Source organism: Pantoea sp. SGAir0180, assembly GCF_043546245.1.
In genome coordinates this window covers 1905356-1921400 of record NZ_CP028071.1, presented here as the reverse complement: position 1 = coordinate 1921400, position 16045 = coordinate 1905356, and the positions used below count along the sequence as shown (strand labels likewise).

Sequence of the window (16045 nt, the reverse complement as noted above, 5' to 3'; positions counted from 1 at the left end):
AAACGGAGTGATTCATGGCCACGTTGCCAGAAAAAGAGAAACTGGTGCGCAACTTTAATCGTTGCGCTAACTGGGAAGAGAAGTATCTGTACATCATTGAATTAGGTGCCAAACTCCCGGAATCGTCTGAAACACTGCACCAGCCTGAAAATGCCATTACCGGCTGTCAGAGTCAGGTGTGGATCAAGATGACCCCGCAGGCAGACGGTACGATCGCCTTTGAAGGTGACAGTGATGCAGCTATCGTTAAGGGACTGATTGCTATCGTATTTAGCCTTTATCAGGACCTGCAACCCGCTGAAATCGTGGCACTGGATGTTCGCCACTGGTTCAGCGAACTGGCCCTCGTTCAGCACCTCACGCCGACGCGCTCGCAGGGGCTGGAGGCGATGATTAAGTCAATTCGCCATACCGCTCAGAACCTCAGCTAAGATACACTCCAAAGACGCCATCCGGCGTCTTTTTACTGTCTGATGAGAACATCGCATGAAACCTGCTTTTTATATAGCCGGTGCATTGCTGCTGACCTGTTTTGGGCTCTCTGCACCCGGTTTTGCTACCGAATATCCCTTGCCGCCGCCTGGCAGCCGCCTGACAGGTGAAAATCTTGTTACCCAGGTGCCAGATAATAAACGCCCGCTGGAAGATATCGCTGCGCGTTATCAGGTTGGCCTGCTGGGCATGCTGGAAGCGAACCCAGGCACCGATCCGTGGTTGCCCAAGCCGGGTACGCAGCTGACCATTCCGCTACAGATGATTCTGCCGGATACGCCACGCGAAGGCATTGTGGTAAACCTGGCGGAACTGCGGTTGTACTATTACCCAAAAGGTGAAAACAAGGTCATCGTGTATCCGATTGGTATCGGTCAGATGGGGATCATGACGCCCGTGATGGTGACCAGCATCAGCCAGAAAATCCCTAATCCCACCTGGACGCCTACCGCGAATATTCGTAAGCGCTACGCGAAAGAGGGCATTACCCTGCCTGCAGTGGTGCCCGCAGGCCCGGATAACCCTATGGGGCTGCATGCGTTGCGTATGGCGCGGGGAACCGGGCAATATCTTATCCATGGTACTAATGCCAATTTTGGTATCGGTATGCGCGTGAGTTCGGGTTGTATTCGCCTGCGCACGGACGATATTGAAGCGCTGTTTAATGCGGTGCCGGTGGGAACGCGTGTGCAGGTGATTAACCAACCGGTGAAATATACCGTTGAGCCCGATGGCAAACGTTACGTTGAAGTCCATCAGCCCTTGTCGCGCAGCGAGAAAGACGATCCGCAAACCGCGCCTCTGGCCTTAAGTGCGGGCTTCAGGACGTTTATGAAGAGCGAGAAAAGTGACCAGGCCTTAATTAACGCTACGCTGACGCGCCGTTCGGGCATGCCGGTGCTGGTCAGTGCCGGTGAGCCGGTGCGGGATGAGGCAAGCGTCCTGTCGGCACACTAATTAATGCGGGACAGGGCGCGAGTCCTGTCAGTGCAGTAACCGAAGCAGATTGAGGCGACAGGCCTGCCTGGACATAACCGATGCGGAATGGGGCTAACGGACAGTCGCGACAGTAAACGAGGCAGGACAGGGCAAACGTGCTGTCGACGAACGACGCGGCATCAGTGAAAGAGAAGGCGTTAGTTGCGGATCAGCAGACAAAAAAAATGGTGCCACAAGGGCACCATTTTTAAAACCAGAACTCTTACTTACGGTAAGAGTGAGCCTGGTTGTCCAGACGCTGGTTAGCGCGAGCTGCGTCATCTTTAGCAGCCTGAACGTCAGAACGCACTGCGTTCACGTCGTTGCTCAGCTGGTCAACTTTAGCGTTCAGAGTCTGAACGTCTGAAGACAGCTGGTCGATTTTAGCGTTGCTTGAGCAACCAGCCAGCAGAGTTGAACCCAGGATTACCGCGCCCAGTACCAGTTTAGTACGATTCATTATTTATACCCTCTAGATTGAGTTAATCTCCATGTAGCGTTACAAGTATTACACAAAGCTTTTTAACTTGAGAATAATTTTTTGATAAGAACATGCTTAAACATGATCGTTCGCTCAAAGAAACAGCGGATCAAAGAAGAAGATAAAAAAATTTAGCTAAAACAGAGAGATTTAATCGGATTAACCTTAATTTCAGGGGCGTTTTTATTGTTGTTTTGGGCTGGCGTTTTCAGGAATCTGTATTACAAAGCCCATAAAAAAAGCGCCTTTTAAGGCGCTTTCGATAATAAAGCCATAAACCCCGTATTACAGCACGTGTACCGATGCGGTATTCGTGGTTCCACTTGGCACCAGCGCGCCAGAAACCAGCACAACAACATCGCCTTTTTGAGCAAAACCGCTTTCCAGCGCCGCTTCTTTACCCAGACGATAGAAATCGTCAGTTGAGGCAATTTCGCTGACCATACGCGTCTCAATACCTTTGCTCAGAATCAACTGACGCGCTGTGGTGGCATTGGTGGTTAAGGCCAGGATGGTGGCGTTAGGGAAGTACTTACGCACGGCCTTCGCTGATTTACCGCCTTCTGTTGCGACAACGATAAGTGGCGCTTCGAGCTTCTCGGCGGTTTCAACGGCACCACGGCACACCGCTTCGGTGATACGCAGTTTGCGGTTGTCATTCTGCTCATCAATGCGCGGCTTCATCACGCGGTCGGTACGCTCACAGATGGTCGCCATGATGGTGACCGACTCCAGCGGATAACGGCCTTTCGCACTTTCGCCCGACAGCATGACGGCGTCCGTCCCGTCCAGGATGGCGTTCGCTACGTCGCCGGCTTCTGCGCGAGTAGGGCGTGGATTCTTGATCATGGAATCCAGCATCTGGGTGGCGGTGATAACAACCTTACGCGCCTTATTACATTTTTTGATCATCATCTTCTGCGCGAAGATCACTTCTTCAACCGGGATTTCAACGCCCAAATCGCCACGGGCGACCATGATGCCGTCAGACGCATCCAGGATCTCGTCGAAGTTGTTCAGGCCTTCCTGGTTTTCAATTTTAGAGATGATCTGAATATTTTCGCCGCCGTGCTGCTTCAGGTGCTCACGGATTTCCAGCACGTCAGAGCGCTTACGGATAAAGGACGCGGCAACGAAATCAACGCCTTGTTCACAACCAAAAATCAGGTCGCGTTTGTCTTTCTCGGCCAGCGCAGGCAACTGGATAGAAACGCCTGGCAGGTTAACACCTTTATTCTCACCTAAATCACCGTTGTTCAGGACTTCACAGATGACGCTGTTTTCGGTGACTTCAGTCACTTTCATGCCGATCAGACCATCGTCAACCAGAACGGTATTGCCGATTTTCAAATCGTTGGCAAAGCCAGAATACGTCACCGCAACACGTTCGCTGTTGCCAATCACGCTCTGGTCAGTGGTAAAAGTAAAGGTCTGGCCAGCTTTCAGTGACACATCATTGCCACCTTCCAGCTTCATGGTGCGGATTTCCGGACCTTTGGTATCCAGCAGAATAGCGGCAGGAATGCCAGTTTTTTGGGTGACAGCACGCATATTGGTGATGCGCTGACCGTGTTCTGCATAGTCGCCGTGCGAGAAGTTCAGACGCATCACGTTCATGCCTGCTTCAAGCAGCTGGGTCAACATCTCTTCGGATTCGGTTTTTGGGCCGATAGTACAAACGATCTTAGTCTTTTTCATGACGGGTTATCTGTAAGTTGTGATGGATGATAAATAGGGTTTCGATGACAGCGCACCGAAATGAAAACGCTGGTTGAAAGAGAAAAGGGTGATACAGGATAAGAATAGGTGACGAAGGCCAGGCGTGCAGAGAAGTTGCGTGGTTAGTTGGCTTAACCACCGGGACGTTGTTGCGCAAACAATCTTAATTATCGTCATAAGCACGTAGTCGCTGAAACCTTTCAAGTAAACAACGCGGCCAGTATAATCACTAAGTATGCGAAAACCAATCGAAAAACAGTACGTAAAGGCAATGTAAATCAAGAAATGGGTTGTTGCGCAAGTGAAGAAAGGAAGTAAAAGAGTGGTGCGCTCTAATGGACTCGAACCATCGACCCCCACCATGTCAAGGTGGTGCTCTAACCAACTGAGCTAAGAGCGCAAAATAAATTTGGTGCGTCCGAGTGGACTCGAACCACCGACCCCCACCATGTCAAGGTGGTGCTCTAACCAACTGAGCTACGGACGCACTTGGTGCGCTCTAATGGACTCGAACCATCGACCCCCACCATGTCAAGGTGGTGCTCTAACCAACTGAGCTAAGAGCGCAACATGCTGTCAGGGCGACAGCGGGGACGAATATTAACGACAGCGCAGAAGACTGGCAAGGGGAAAAACGCAAAATTGCAAATGAATGAACATCATCTGTGCGAAGCGTCGTTTTTTTGAACGTAACGGGCCTGTTACGGCCCGTTCTGCTTTTAACGCGATGCGCGCGAAAGGATTAACGCGGCCGGGAGTTGCTGCAAACGCCGAACCCGCCACAGCATCATGACGGCGGCTGAGGTCAGGCCGACAATAAACCCACACCAGAATCCTGCCGGGCCCATGCGCGGCACCACCCAGTCGGTCAACGCCAGGATATACCCTGAAGGCAGCCCCAGTAGCCAGTAGGCGATAAAGGTTATAAAGAAAATAGACCTTGTGTCTTTGTAACCGCGCAGGATACCGCTGCCAATCACCTGAATGGAATCCGAAATCTGGTAAATGGCGGCCAGCATCATCAGTTGAGCAGCCAGCGTCACTACGTCGGGGTTATCGTTATAGAGCTGCGCAATGTGATGGCGGAAGGTCACCGTAAAGATCGCCGTAAGCACGGCCATACTCACGCCCACGCCCTGCGCGGTCCAGGCGGACACGCGCGCCTGTTCGGTTGATCCCTGACCCAGACGATAGCCCACGCGAATGGTTGTCGCGACGCCCAGTGACAGCGGCAGCACGAACATCAGTGAGCTGAAGTTCAGGGCAATCTGGTGACCGGCCACATTCACAATGCCCAGCGGGGAGACTAACAGCGCCACCACGGCAAACAGGGTCACTTCAAAAAACAGCGCCAGGGCGACAGGCAGGCCCAGACCGGCCAGACGTTTCAGAATGGCGGCCGAGGGCGGTGACCAGCGCTGTTCAGGCCGGATATCCTGCATGCTGCGCATGCGCCGCACCCAAAAGCGCATACAGATAAACATCGCCCAGTAAACGGAGGCGGTAGCGACGCCACAGCCCACACCGCCCAACGCGGGCATACCAAAATGCCCATAGATAAAGACATAGTTGAGCGGAATGTTGAGCATCAATCCCAGAAAGCCCAGCACCATGCCGGGCTTGGTTTTAGACAGCCCTTCGCACTGGTTACGCATCACCTGAAAAAACAGGTAACCCGGCGCGCCAAACAGCAGGGCATGCAGATAACCTTCCGCTTTTTCAGCCAGCAGCGGATCGATATCATGCATCGAGCGAATAAAATAGCCCGCGTTCCAGAGGACCAGCATGATGAGCAATGAGAGAAAAAACGCCAGCCAAAACCCCTGACGAATCTGTTCAGCAATGCGCTCGCGGCGACCTGAACCATTAAGTTGCGCAATGGTCGGCGTCAATGCCAGTAAAACACCATGACCAAACAGGATGGCGGGAAGCCAAATGGACGTGCCAACAGCGACGGCGGCCATATCCGTGGCGCTGACGGCGCCGGCCATAATGGTATCTACAAATCCCATCGCGGTTTGCGCCACCTGAGCCAGGATAACGGGAATCGCGAGGGCCAGCAATTGACGCGCTTCTGTTAAATACTTCTGCACGTAAACACCTGACTTGTGTGATTAATAAGGAAATGAGGACGACTTCAGGCGAAGTCGGGACTAGTGTAACTGCCGCAGCCGATTTCTCCAATCTTTGTCACGCTTTGCGGTTGCGCATCTCTCAGCACGTTGAAATCTAAAAGTTAAGCGCGCCTGTGATAAACTGGAGGCAAACTTCACAGAGGCAAAGATTATGTTTACCGGTATTGTGCAGGGCACCGCAGAAATCGTGTCCATTGAAGATAAAGGTTTATTCCGTACTCATGTTGTCCGGCTTCCCGCTGAACTGGTGCCAGGCCTGGCACTTGGCGCATCCGTGGCCCATAACGGCTGTTGCCTGACCGTTACCGAGATTAACGGTGATTTGGTGAGTTTTGACCTGATCAAAGAAACCTTACGCGTGACCAATCTGGGCGACTTGCGCCAGGGCGACGTGGTGAATATTGAACGCGCGGCCAAATTCAGTGATGAGATTGGCGGACACCTGATGTCGGGCCATATCATGACCACGGCAGAAATTTGCAAAATTATCCGCTCTGAAAACAACCGCGAAGTGTGGTTCAGGATTCAGGATCCTCTGCAGATGAAATACATCCTGCACAAAGGATTTGTCGGCATTGATGGCATCAGTCTGACTGTGGGTGATGTGACAAAAACGAAGTTCTGCGTCCATTTGATTCCTGAAACGCTGGAGCGCACCACTCTGGGAGCCAAAACCTTTGGCGATCGGGTCAACATTGAAATCGATCCCCATACACAGGCCATTGTGGATACGGTAGAGCGCGTGCTGGCGCAGCGTGAAGCCGCTGCCGTGAAGGCACTTGCGGAGCAGGCCGATCAGCCGGAAGCCGATCACGAATAAGGCCCGCCTGGCAACAATCTTGTTGTCATCCGCATGCGGGTATTGCAAAAAAAGCAGCCCTGTTATCAGGGCTGCTTTTTTATCGGGAAACCGCTGACGCGCCGTCGCGTTTCGTCGCCCCGGCATCTCAGTCAACCGACATGAGCCGGTTCGGGCAATGCGCGGCGCCAAACCGCAGCGCGTCCTGTTACCGTGCTACGCGCAATCCCCCCTCTATGCCTCGGCTAAACACCACCTGCCATAGCTGGATCTCGCGGGCGCGAAACGCACCCGCGCAGGCATTCAGATAGTACGTGAACATGCGGCGGAAGCGTTCGTCATAGCGCCCGGCAAGCTGCGGCCAGGCATGTAAGAAGCGTTCGTGCCAGGCCATCAATGTCGTGTCATAGTCCGCGCCAAAGTTATGCCAGTCTTCCATAATAAAATGGGGTTCGCTGACGTCGGCGATATGGCGCAAAGAAGGCAGGCAGCCGTTCGGAAAGATATATTTGCCAATCCAGGGATCGACATGCATATCCGTTTTGATCGCGCCTATTGTGTGAAGCAGGAAAATCCCGTCAGGCTTCAGGTTGCGATCGACCGTAGCAAAATAGGTGGGGTAATTTTTAGGCCCGACATGTTCAAACATGCCCACGGACACAATGCGATCAAACTGCTGATCGAGATCGCGGTAGTCCTGCAACAGGATTTGGACATCCAGCCCCTCACAGCGCTGTTGAGCCAGTTTTTGTTGCTCTGCCGAGATGGTTACGCCCTGAACGCTCACGCCATAATTTCTGGCGGCAAAGGCCGCCAGGCCGCCCCAGCCGCAGCCGATATCCAGCAGGCGCATTCCCGGTTTGAGTTGCAGCTTGCGGCAAATCATATCGAGTTTGGCTTCCTGCGCCGCCTCAAGCGTGGTGGCGTCTTTCCAGTACGCGCAGGAATACTGCATGTAAGGATCCAGCATCAGGCTGAAGAGATCGTTGCCTAAATCGTAGTGGGCTTTACCCACCTGCCAGGCCCGCTTTTTGGATTGCAGGTTCACCAGACGCGCCAGCGCAATACGCAGGATGTCCTGAATATGATGCGGCAGTTGCTCGTCGAGTTTATGCTTCAGCGCCCGATGAAAAAACATATCCAGCCGCTCGCATTCCCACCAGCCATCCATATAACTCTCGCCCAGGCCCAGCGATCCTTTCTGCAGAACCCGTTTGAAAAAATCGGGGTGTTTAACCTGAATATCCCAGGGCCGCGAACCGTTAATTTCAATATCGGCTTTTTGCAGTAACTCCTGAACGATGCGATACCAATGGTTACGTTCGATGCCTACTTCTTCTACACATGATGAACTCATAGCCACTCCATCACCAGAACCGTCAGAACCTGAGAAAAAGCAGGAGCTGTTTCTCAGGATTATGAGAAAAGTCACAGATGACGCCTTGCGCCAGACAACAAAAAGGGTACAGAGAAGAGAAAACGTCGGTATCCATGCAGCGTTGCTCACACAGATGCCGTCACAGCCTGAAGGCTGTGTGAAACATTTTTATTATGATGACAGTGCGAGTGGGTCTGGCAGAGGAGGCACACTGGCAGACCCTGATTCAGTCAGTGAAAACGGGTAACACGCAAATCGTTGCCTCAGTGATTATCCTGGCAGGGATGTGCAGATGAGGCAATATCAGTTTGTGCGCCGGCGCCGCGCTGTAGCTGATAGCCCATCCATGCCAGACCAATCGTCACCATCATAATTAGCGTGGTCGTAAACAGAGCCTGGATCAAGCCTGCGGACACCGCAAGGCTGGCGGCAAAACAGAGTCCGAGCTGAAGCGTGTTCTGGAATGCCGCCGCTTTCCCGGTGGCATTTGGGAAGGGCAGCAGCGCACTGGACACCACAATCGGATAAATCGCGCCATTTGCCAGCGCCATGCCGCAGAACGGCACCAGTAACGCCGTGAGTGACGGGCTTCCCGAAAGCGCGACGGCAAACAGCGCCCCGACACTCAGGCTATAGACGCCGAGCAGCCACGGCAGCAGCGTTGCGCCAGAAAACCGGTTGAGCAGCGCACGGCAGCCAAACCCGCCGATTAAAAAGGCGATGGTTTGGGGAATATAACTGAGCCCGATATCCGCAGGAGACAGACCAATATCAGCCAGGATAAACGGCGAACCCGTCAGCCATGCAAAAAAACTGGCTGAGCAGGCGGAATACATCAGTACGTTACCGCTGTAGGCACGTGCGCGCAGCAGCGTCAGAAACCCAGGCTGCGGAGCAGGGGAACGTTGCTTTTTTTGCGGCGAAGGCAGGCGCAGCGTGACCAGGATGAGCGCCACAGCAATTCCCGTCAGCACCGCAAAAATGGCGCGCCAGTGAAAATGGCCGATCAGCCAGGCGCCCAGTAACGGCGCCAGGGCGGGAGACAGCGCGACGAGCGGCATAATGGTAGCAAAGACTTTATTAGCCTGTGACTGAGGATAGCGATCGACGACCAGCGCCTGCCAGCTGACGGCCGCCGCGCACACGCCGATAGCCTGCACAAAACGCAGTACCAGCATCAGGATCACATTATCTACCCACAACATACCCGCACAGCCCAGAGCAAACAGGGCGAGGCCTGCCAGCAGCACCGGCTTACGCCCCAACCGATCAGATAAGGGGCCCCAGACCAGTTGACCACAGGCAAAACCGGCCAGAAACAGACTCATGCTGGCGCTGATCATCCCGGCTGACGTGCTAAAACTTTGCTGCATAGCGCCGAAGGCGGGCAGGTACATATCGGTTGCCAGAAAGCCCAGCATACTGAGCACGGCAAGATAGGGAATAAAGCCTTTTGAAGCGGACATCGGGTTCTCATCAGTTGCAGAATAAACGCGGGGCAGTGTAAAAGCTGTACTTCACGCTGTGAAACGGTAAAATTTGCCTGTTGCTGTTAAAAATTTTGAAGGCAAATTATGTGGTCTGAATATGCGCTGGAAGTGGTGGATGCGGTCGCACGCGGTGGCAGCTTTAGCGCGGCCGCCCAGGAACTGCACCGTGTGCCTTCTGCCATCAGCTATACCGTTCGCCAGCTGGAAACCTGGCTGGCTGTGCCGCTGTTTGAACGCCAGCACCGGGAGGTGATTCTCACGCCGGCGGGCGAGCATTTCGTGCGGGAAGGGCGCAGCGTTATCAAAAAAATGGATGCCACACGACGTCAGTGTCAACAGCTCGCCAACGGCTGGCGCGGTCAGATTGGTATTGCCGTCGACTGCATCGTCAAACCGCAGCGGACCCGGCAGTTTGTCAGGGATTTTTACCGTCATTTTCCCGACATGGAGTTGCACATCAGCTATGAGGTCTTTAACGGCGTCTGGGATGCGCTGGCAGACGGGCGAGTGGATGTGGCGATAGGTGCGACACAGGCGATTCCGGTGGGGGGGCGTTTCGCCTTTCGCGATATGGGCACCCTGAACTGGCGTTGCGTGGTGGCGCATCAGCATCCTCTGACGCAGGTTGCTACGCTGGATGATGAGGCGTTGCGCTACTGGCCTTCTCTGGTGCTGGAAGATACGTCACGCGCGTTACCGCGTCGTATGACCTGGGCGCTGGATAACCAACGCCGGCTGGTGGTCCCGGACTGGCAAACCGGTCTGGACTGCGTGCGCGCCGGCTTGTGTGTCGCGATGATACCCGGCCATTTAGCGCGGCCCTTACTGGACAGCGGCGAGATGGCAGAGCTGAACTTACCACAGGCGTTTCCGGAAAGTCCCTGCTGCGTCAGCTGGGCGGAAGATCGCGCATCACCGGCGCTGGGGTGGTTACTCCAGTACCTGGGCGATGCGCAAACGCTAAATCAGGAGTGGTTGAGCGAGGATTAACGGCGGTAATCGCGATAAGGACCATAGCCCACCGAGCGTCGCTCAATAAGCGTCGGGTGGACTTCAATCGTCTGCGACTCTTCCCGCTTACTGGTAATGCGATCTAACAACATCTCCAGCGCTTTCTCACCCAACTGGGCTTTAGGTTGATGCACCGTGGTCAGTGCCGGAGTGAAATAGCGCGCATTGCGCACATTGTCGTAACCAATGACGGAGATATCCTGCGGCACGCGCAGGCCCATTTCGTCGGCCGCGCAGATTGCGCCCATCGCCATGATGTCGCCCCCACAGAATACGGCGCTTGGGCGCTGCTTCTGTGACAGAATCTGCTGCATGGCCTGATAGCCAGATTCGGGTTCAAAGTCACCCTGCACAATCCATTCGGCACGTGGCTGAATACCCGCTTCTTCCAGCGCCTTAAGGAAACCGGCATGGCGACCGCCTCCCGTGTTACGCTCCATCTGGCCGGGAATGGCACCAATATCGCGATGACCACGCTCAATCAAATAACGTCCCGCCAGATAACCGCCCTGAAAAGCATTGTCCAGTACGGTATCGGTAAAGTCGGCACGGGATTCGCCCCAGTCCATCACCACCATCGGAATATTGCGGTTCGCTTCCAGCATTTGCAGCAGATCATCCGGATACTCTGAACACATCACCAGAAGCCCGTCAACGCGCTTTTGCGCCATCATCGACAGATAGGCGCGCTGTTTTTGCAGGTCATTATGTGCGTTGCCCAGAATCAGGGTATAGCCTTTATCGAAGCAGTGATTCTCAATGGCTTCGATAATTTCAGCAAAGTAGGGCGCTTCACTGGACGTGGCGAGCAGGCCCAGCGTTTTGGTGTGATTCACCTTCAGGCTACGCGCGACTGCGCTGGGAGAATAATGCAGTTCCCGAATCGCTTCCCACACCGCTTCGCAGGTATTTTCTGCGACAAAGCGCGTTTTATTGATGACGTGTGAGACGGTCGTGGTGGACACGCCCGCACGCTTCGCCACATCTTTAATTGTTGCCATGTAAATCGAACTCCCGGGCCTATCTAAATTATTGATAAGCATATTGTTAAACGTTTGCGTCAGCGGACGGTTATTTCTGCGAAAAACATCGCTTTTCTGTCCGGTATTGAGTCATCAGGGCAGGAAATAACGTCTGAAAAGGGCGCGGACGCAACCGATATTGCGCGCTGTTGCGCAACAAAGGGGGGATTCTAACAAGGCTGTGCGGATAAAACGAGATTTTTACCCACGCGTATGTGAAAATGCTATAACCTTACAAACGTCAGGGTTAAAGGAGAGGGGATGAGTACCGATTTAAAACTGTCATTAATGACGACGGCAGCCGCACTGTTAATGATCATCGCGTTTAGCTTCACCGCTATTCTGCACTAGCCGCATTCGTTTGCAGCGACGCTATACTGGCTGACTGCGCGTCCAGCCTTGCCGGTGATACGTCCTGTCTGTCAGACCGTATCACCGGCAAGTGCGGCATTTTCGCCCGGAACACCCCGCTGCACAATCGGGGCGATATGGGCAATAAAAAAGCCGGGAAGCTGCCTTTCCCGGCTTTTTTGTATGAAGGACGTTTAGCGAACGGTCTTTGGCGTCATAACGCGACGCGCACCAATATAATGGCGCTGCCAGTAATCTTCGCTCAACGCACTGATTTGAATATCTTTACCGGTACGCGGTGACTGAATGAATTTACCGTTGCCCAGGTAAACCCCGACATGATCTGCGGTTCCACGCCCGTTGATGCGGAAGAAAACCAGATCGCCTTTTTCAAGGGATTCGCGGTTGACCGGTGCTGCATCCCGCAGATGGTACATTTCGTTAGCGGTACGGGGGATCTTAAACTTCACGACGTCTTTGTAGGCGTACCATACGAGGCCACTGCAATCAAAACCCGTATGGGGCGATTTGCCTCCCCACTGATAACGCTTGCCAAGTTGCCCCATCAGTTTTGCCATCGCCGTTTCACGCGCTTTCTGGTAACGCTGGCGATGCGCTTTACTCATTTTAATGGTGCCGGTTTCGGTATTGTCTGCCGTTAACGCCTTCGCAGCACGTTGATGACCATACCGTTTTTTGCTGGCGGCATTGGCGGCGACTTTTTTGCTCAGCGTCTTGTGCGAGGCAGTCGTTTTAGCGAGTGTTTTGTGCGTGATGGTGTGAGAGGTCGTTTTGCTGGTTTTCGTGGTCTTACTGACTTTCTGAACAGCGGAGGCGCGACTTTTTTTAGATGAGGCTTTAACCGCGCGTCGTTTGCGCCGATCATCGTCGCGCGCACTTTTTTTCTCTACCTTATGCAAGCTGGCCTTAACCGTCGCATGCGGGGAGGCAGCAGCGATGTTAAAGAAGAGTTGCGCAAAAGCCAGAATAAGAAGCGTAATGATTGAACGCATAGTCCGTTTACTGGTTAAGCTGTCAGATCAAACAGGTCTCTGACAAAGTTAAGAAAAATCTGATCACCGATCAGCGCCGAAGTCATTCTAGTCCAGTTTTTTTTAAAAGAGTAAGTCCTTTTTTATTAATTGCTGGCCTGGATAAAAATCAGGCATAAATCAGGAATTTCAGTCTCTTATAACAGCAAATTCATTGCAAATTATGAATACATTCATAGTCTTTGTCACAGTTTCCTGCGGATGCCTGACCAGCTTACTTAGCAAACATGGCGATTTAACGTCAGACGAGCCAAAATCTCGTTTTCAGTCCTGGCGTGAAGTCGCTACAATAAAGAAACACGAAGTGACGAATTAAGGAAGGCAATAATGAGTACTGTAGAAAAAATTCAGCGCCAGATCGCAGAAAACCCGATCCTGCTGTACATGAAAGGTTCGCCGAAACTGCCAAGCTGCGGTTTCTCTGCGCAGGCGGTCCAGGCGTTGTCTGCCTGTGGTGAGCGCTTTGCTTACGTGGATATTCTGCAGAACCCGGATATTCGCGCAGAGCTGCCAAAATACGCCAACTGGCCCACGTTCCCGCAGTTATGGGTTGATGGCGAACTGGTCGGCGGCTGCGACATTATTGTTGAAATGTTCCAGCGCGGCGAGTTGCAGCCGTTAATCAAAGAAACCGCTGAGAAGTTTAAAGAAGCGGAATAACTGAAAAAGGCCGACCTCGTCGGCCTTTTTTACGCGCGTTACTCGGTTGTTTCTCCACCCGTCGCCGACGCTTCCGTAACAGCTAACGGCCAGCCTCCCAGCCGTTTCCAGCGGTTAACCAGCTCACAAAATAAGGTCGCCGTTTGCTGTGTATCATAGAGTGCGGAGTGCGCCTGACTGCTGTCGAACGCCATGCCTGCGGCTTTGCAGGCTTTTGCCAGCACGGTCTGGCCCAGCACCAGTCCGCTCAGCGCGGCCGTGTCGAAGGTCGCAAAGGGATGAAAGGGATTGCGTTTCAGGCCCGCACGTTCCGCCGCCGCATTCATAAAGTTCAGATCAAACGTGGCGTTGTGAGCGACCATGATGGCGCGGTTGCATCCGGTCTCTTTGATGCCTTTTCGCACCATTTTAAAAATGGCATGCAGGGCCTCATATTCGGTGACTGCGCCGCGCAAGGGATTCGTGGGATCGATGCCCGTAAACGCCAGCGCTTCAGGGTGCAGGAGCGAACCGACAAAAGGTTCCACATGAAAATGCAGCGTCTCGTCGTGATGAAGCCAACCCTCATCATCCATTTTCAGGGTGATGGCAGCGATTTCCAGCAGCGCATCGGTTTGCGCATTAAAGCCCGCCGTTTCAACATCGATCACGACAGGATAAAAACCACGAAAGCGTTGATTGAGTGCGTTGGGGGAAGACGATTCAGACATCAGGATCTCATTGCAGAAAAAGGGCAGCGCGTAGTATGCCAAAAAAGCGCACTCTCTGCAGCAGATGTGGGCGAGGGAAGTAAGAATCAGCCTGCAGGGGGCAGGCTGATGGGCGGCAACGGTTAGTTACCGAGGCCGTGACCGGCATGTTTGTTTTCGATTAGCTCGATCTTATAACCGTCAGGATCTTCAACGAAGGCGATGATGGTGGAACCGCCTTTCACCGGGCCCGCTTCACGGGTCACGTTGCCGCCGTCGTTACGGATACGTTCACAGGTCGCCGCGACATCATCAACGCCCAGCGCAATGTGGCCATAAGCATTCCCCAGGTCGTAGCTGTCTACGCCCCAGTTATAGGTCAGTTCAATCACCGCGCCTTCGCTCTCTTCGGTGTAGCCGACGAACGCAAGCGTATATTTATATTCAGCATTTTCGCTTTGACGCAGCAGACGCATGCCCAGCACACGGGTGTAAAAATCGATTGAGCGTTGTAAATCGCCAACGCGCAGCATGGTATGAAGTAAACGCATAGTTTCCTCTTTAAAAAAACGTCATCCCCGGATGACATAAATACGCAGTATAGCGACGATCATCGCCAAACAATAACCGCAGCCGTGACACCTTCTCACGGCTGCCTGCTGTTTTACAGCGCAGGATAATCAGTATAGCCCTCTGCGCCACCGCCGTAGAACGATTCGGGACGTTGTGGGTTAAGCGGAGCATCTTTTTGTAAACGCTGCGCCAGATCCGGGTTGGCGATGTAGTCACGACCAAACGCAACGGCATCGATCAGGCCACGGCTGATCAGGTCATCGGCTTTTTCGACGGTGTAGGCGCCGGCACCAATGATGACGCCCGGGAAGGTATCCCGCACTTTCTGGCGGAACGCATCGCTGTAAGGCGTGCCGCCTGCCCAGTCCGGTTCGGACATGTGCAGATAAGCGATGTTGCGTTTCGCCAGCTCAGCGATAAACCACAGCGCATCTTCTTCTTCGTTCGGACCGTTATCCAGGTTCTGGAAACTGCCAACAGGCGACACGCGAATACCTACGCGGTCTGCGGACCAGTTAGCAATGGCGGCATCGACGACCTCCAGCGCAAAACGGCCACGGTTTTCCACGCTGCCGCCGTAGGCATCGGTACGATGGTTAGACGACGGCGACAGGAACTGATGCATCAGATAACCATGAGCAGAGTGCAGTTCCAGCAGGTCGAAATCAGCTTCACGCGCATTGGCGGCTGCCTGACCAAAATCCGCCACAATCTGCTGGATTTCACTGACGCTCAGCTCGCGCGGCATCGAGGTATCTTCGCGATACACGCTGCCGTCTTCAGCACGCAATGAGGTGCGGGTGCCTGCCGGAATGGCGGACGGTGCAACCGGTGCCTTACCTTCAGGCTGAACGCTGTTATGTGAAATGCGGCCGGTGTGCCAAAGCTGGACTGCGCTGTGGCCGCCTGCCTGATGAATGCCTTCATTGATGACTTTCCACGCGGCAATTTGTTCCTGCGTGTGCAGGCCTGGCGCGCCCGCATAACCTTTCGCCTGGAAGGAGACCTGAGTCGCTTCAGTGATAATTAACCCCGCACCCGCACGTTGGCGATAGTATTCGGCCATCAACGGCGTCGGGATATCGCCCGGTTCGATGCTACGTAAACGCGTCAGTGGGGCCATAAAGACACGATGAGGAACGGTAATTGCGCCCACTTTTAACGGACGAAACAACTGAGTACTCGCCATAACAACTCCTTTCAAGTAGACCGGTC

Annotated in this window: 16 protein-coding genes and 3 tRNA genes; 6 read left to right on the top strand and 13 right to left on the bottom strand. The window is 53.6% G+C overall.

Annotated elements, in window-relative coordinates:
- The first annotated feature begins 14 nt into the window (after positions 1–14).
- Positions 15–431 (top strand): cysteine desulfuration protein SufE, encoded by a 417-nt coding sequence (sufE, locus tag C1N58_RS08980; RefSeq protein ID WP_283786933.1) that lies wholly within the window; start codon positions 15–17, stop codon positions 429–431.
- Positions 432–486: 55 nt separating this feature from the next.
- Positions 487–1449: a L,D-transpeptidase family protein gene (locus C1N58_RS08975; RefSeq protein WP_324019829.1), complete on the top strand. Its 963-nt coding sequence runs from the start codon at positions 487–489 to the stop codon at positions 1447–1449.
- 244 nt (positions 1450–1693) lie between these two features.
- Here the strand turns inward: C1N58_RS08975 and C1N58_RS08970 are convergent, their stop codons facing one another.
- From C1N58_RS08970 to C1N58_RS08945, 6 genes are all read right to left on the bottom strand, one after another.
- Entirely contained in the window at positions 1694–1930 is a 237-nt protein-coding gene (locus C1N58_RS08970) for a major outer membrane lipoprotein (RefSeq protein WP_006118977.1), read from the bottom strand.
- A 306-nt stretch (positions 1931–2236) separates the two neighbouring features.
- Positions 2237–3649, bottom strand: a complete 1413-nt coding sequence (gene pykF, locus C1N58_RS08965) for a pyruvate kinase PykF (protein WP_033741152.1) — start codon at positions 3647–3649, stop codon at positions 2237–2239.
- Between the two features lie 344 nt (positions 3650–3993).
- Positions 3994–4070, bottom strand: a tRNA-Val gene (locus C1N58_RS08960).
- Between the two features lie 10 nt (positions 4071–4080).
- Positions 4081–4157: transfer RNA gene (locus C1N58_RS08955), tRNA-Val, on the bottom strand.
- 3 nt (positions 4158–4160) lie between these two features.
- Positions 4161–4237: transfer RNA gene (locus tag C1N58_RS08950), tRNA-Val, on the bottom strand.
- Between the two features lie 152 nt (positions 4238–4389).
- Positions 4390–5763 (bottom strand): MATE family efflux transporter, encoded by a 1374-nt coding sequence (locus C1N58_RS08945; protein WP_282498730.1) that lies wholly within the window; start codon positions 5761–5763, stop codon positions 4390–4392.
- A gap of 193 nt (positions 5764–5956) precedes the next feature.
- Here C1N58_RS08945 and C1N58_RS08940 point away from each other — a divergent pair, with 193 nt between their 5' ends.
- Positions 5957–6625 (top strand): riboflavin synthase, encoded by a 669-nt coding sequence (locus tag C1N58_RS08940; RefSeq protein ID WP_033741155.1) that lies wholly within the window; start codon positions 5957–5959, stop codon positions 6623–6625.
- Positions 6626–6812: 187 nt separating this feature from the next.
- Here C1N58_RS08940 and cfa read toward each other — a convergent pair whose 3' ends face one another.
- Together cfa and punC are read right to left on the bottom strand one after the other, a co-directional pair.
- Positions 6813–7961 (bottom strand): cyclopropane fatty acyl phospholipid synthase, encoded by a 1149-nt coding sequence (gene cfa, locus C1N58_RS08935; protein ID WP_033741158.1) that lies wholly within the window; start codon positions 7959–7961, stop codon positions 6813–6815.
- A gap of 284 nt (positions 7962–8245) precedes the next feature.
- Positions 8246–9448, bottom strand: coding sequence for a purine nucleoside transporter PunC (punC, locus tag C1N58_RS08930; protein ID WP_394564810.1), 1203 nt, complete (start codon positions 9446–9448; stop codon positions 8246–8248).
- 108 nt (positions 9449–9556) lie between these two features.
- Here punC and punR point away from each other — a divergent pair, with 108 nt between their 5' ends.
- Positions 9557–10462: a DNA-binding transcriptional activator PunR gene (punR, locus tag C1N58_RS08925; RefSeq protein ID WP_394549536.1), complete on the top strand. Its 906-nt coding sequence runs from the start codon at positions 9557–9559 to the stop codon at positions 10460–10462.
- On the opposite strand, the gene purR is transcribed toward punR, so the two are convergent.
- Positions 10459–11484 (bottom strand): HTH-type transcriptional repressor PurR, encoded by a 1026-nt coding sequence (purR, locus tag C1N58_RS08920; protein WP_006118983.1) that lies wholly within the window; start codon positions 11482–11484, stop codon positions 10459–10461. The genes punR and purR overlap by 4 nt on opposite strands.
- Before the next feature lie 282 nt (positions 11485–11766).
- Here purR and C1N58_RS08915 point away from each other — a divergent pair, with 282 nt between their 5' ends.
- On the top strand, positions 11767–11856 hold the full coding sequence (locus C1N58_RS08915) for a cytochrome bd-I oxidase subunit CydH (RefSeq protein WP_100208612.1): 90 nt from the start codon (positions 11767–11769) through the stop codon (positions 11854–11856).
- A gap of 194 nt (positions 11857–12050) precedes the next feature.
- On the opposite strand, the gene C1N58_RS08910 is transcribed toward C1N58_RS08915, so the two are convergent.
- Positions 12051–12869 (bottom strand): C40 family peptidase, encoded by an 819-nt coding sequence (locus C1N58_RS08910; protein ID WP_394549534.1) that lies wholly within the window; start codon positions 12867–12869, stop codon positions 12051–12053.
- A 363-nt stretch (positions 12870–13232) separates the two neighbouring features.
- On the opposite strand from C1N58_RS08910, the gene C1N58_RS08905 reads away from it, so the two are divergent.
- Positions 13233–13568, top strand: a complete 336-nt coding sequence (locus tag C1N58_RS08905) for a Grx4 family monothiol glutaredoxin (RefSeq protein WP_170317969.1) — start codon at positions 13233–13235, stop codon at positions 13566–13568.
- Between the two features lie 38 nt (positions 13569–13606).
- Here C1N58_RS08905 and rnt read toward each other — a convergent pair whose 3' ends face one another.
- The 3 genes from rnt to C1N58_RS08890 form a co-directional block, all read right to left on the bottom strand.
- Positions 13607–14278 (bottom strand): ribonuclease T, encoded by a 672-nt coding sequence (gene rnt, locus C1N58_RS08900; RefSeq protein WP_394564809.1) that lies wholly within the window; start codon positions 14276–14278, stop codon positions 13607–13609.
- Positions 14279–14400: 122 nt separating this feature from the next.
- Entirely contained in the window at positions 14401–14808 is a 408-nt protein-coding gene (gene gloA / locus C1N58_RS08895) for a lactoylglutathione lyase (protein WP_033741163.1), read from the bottom strand.
- Between the two features lie 113 nt (positions 14809–14921).
- Positions 14922–16019: an alkene reductase gene (locus C1N58_RS08890; protein WP_039340582.1), complete on the bottom strand. Its 1098-nt coding sequence runs from the start codon at positions 16017–16019 to the stop codon at positions 14922–14924.
- Positions 16020–16045: the final 26 nt, after the last annotated feature.

Excerpts from the sequence above, each read along its gene's own strand:
- C1N58_RS08890 (WP_039340582.1), bottom strand. The coding sequence starts at position 16,019 with ATGGCGAGTACTCAGTTGTTTCGTCCGTTAAAAGTGGGCGCAATTACC.
- rnt (WP_394564809.1), bottom strand. The coding sequence starts at position 14,278 with ATGTCTGAATCGTCTTCCCCCAACGCACTCAATCAACGCTTTCGTGGT.
- sufE (WP_283786933.1), top strand. The coding sequence starts at position 15 with ATGGCCACGTTGCCAGAAAAAGAGAAACTGGTGCGCAACTTTAATCGT.
- pykF (WP_033741152.1), bottom strand. The coding sequence starts at position 3,649 with ATGAAAAAGACTAAGATCGTTTGTACTATCGGCCCAAAAACCGAATCC.
- punC (WP_394564810.1), bottom strand. The coding sequence starts at position 9,448 with ATGTCCGCTTCAAAAGGCTTTATTCCCTATCTTGCCGTGCTCAGTATG.
- gloA (WP_033741163.1), bottom strand. The coding sequence starts at position 14,808 with ATGCGTTTACTTCATACCATGCTGCGCGTTGGCGATTTACAACGCTCA.
- C1N58_RS08975 (WP_324019829.1), top strand. The coding sequence starts at position 487 with ATGAAACCTGCTTTTTATATAGCCGGTGCATTGCTGCTGACCTGTTTT.
- C1N58_RS08970 (WP_006118977.1), bottom strand. The coding sequence starts at position 1,930 with ATGAATCGTACTAAACTGGTACTGGGCGCGGTAATCCTGGGTTCAACT.
- punR (WP_394549536.1), top strand. The coding sequence starts at position 9,557 with ATGTGGTCTGAATATGCGCTGGAAGTGGTGGATGCGGTCGCACGCGGT.
- cfa (WP_033741158.1), bottom strand. The coding sequence starts at position 7,961 with ATGAGTTCATCATGTGTAGAAGAAGTAGGCATCGAACGTAACCATTGG.
- purR (WP_006118983.1), bottom strand. The coding sequence starts at position 11,484 with ATGGCAACAATTAAAGATGTGGCGAAGCGTGCGGGCGTGTCCACCACG.
- C1N58_RS08940 (WP_033741155.1), top strand. The coding sequence starts at position 5,957 with ATGTTTACCGGTATTGTGCAGGGCACCGCAGAAATCGTGTCCATTGAA.
- C1N58_RS08915 (WP_100208612.1), top strand. The coding sequence starts at position 11,767 with ATGAGTACCGATTTAAAACTGTCATTAATGACGACGGCAGCCGCACTG.
- C1N58_RS08910 (WP_394549534.1), bottom strand. The coding sequence starts at position 12,869 with ATGCGTTCAATCATTACGCTTCTTATTCTGGCTTTTGCGCAACTCTTC.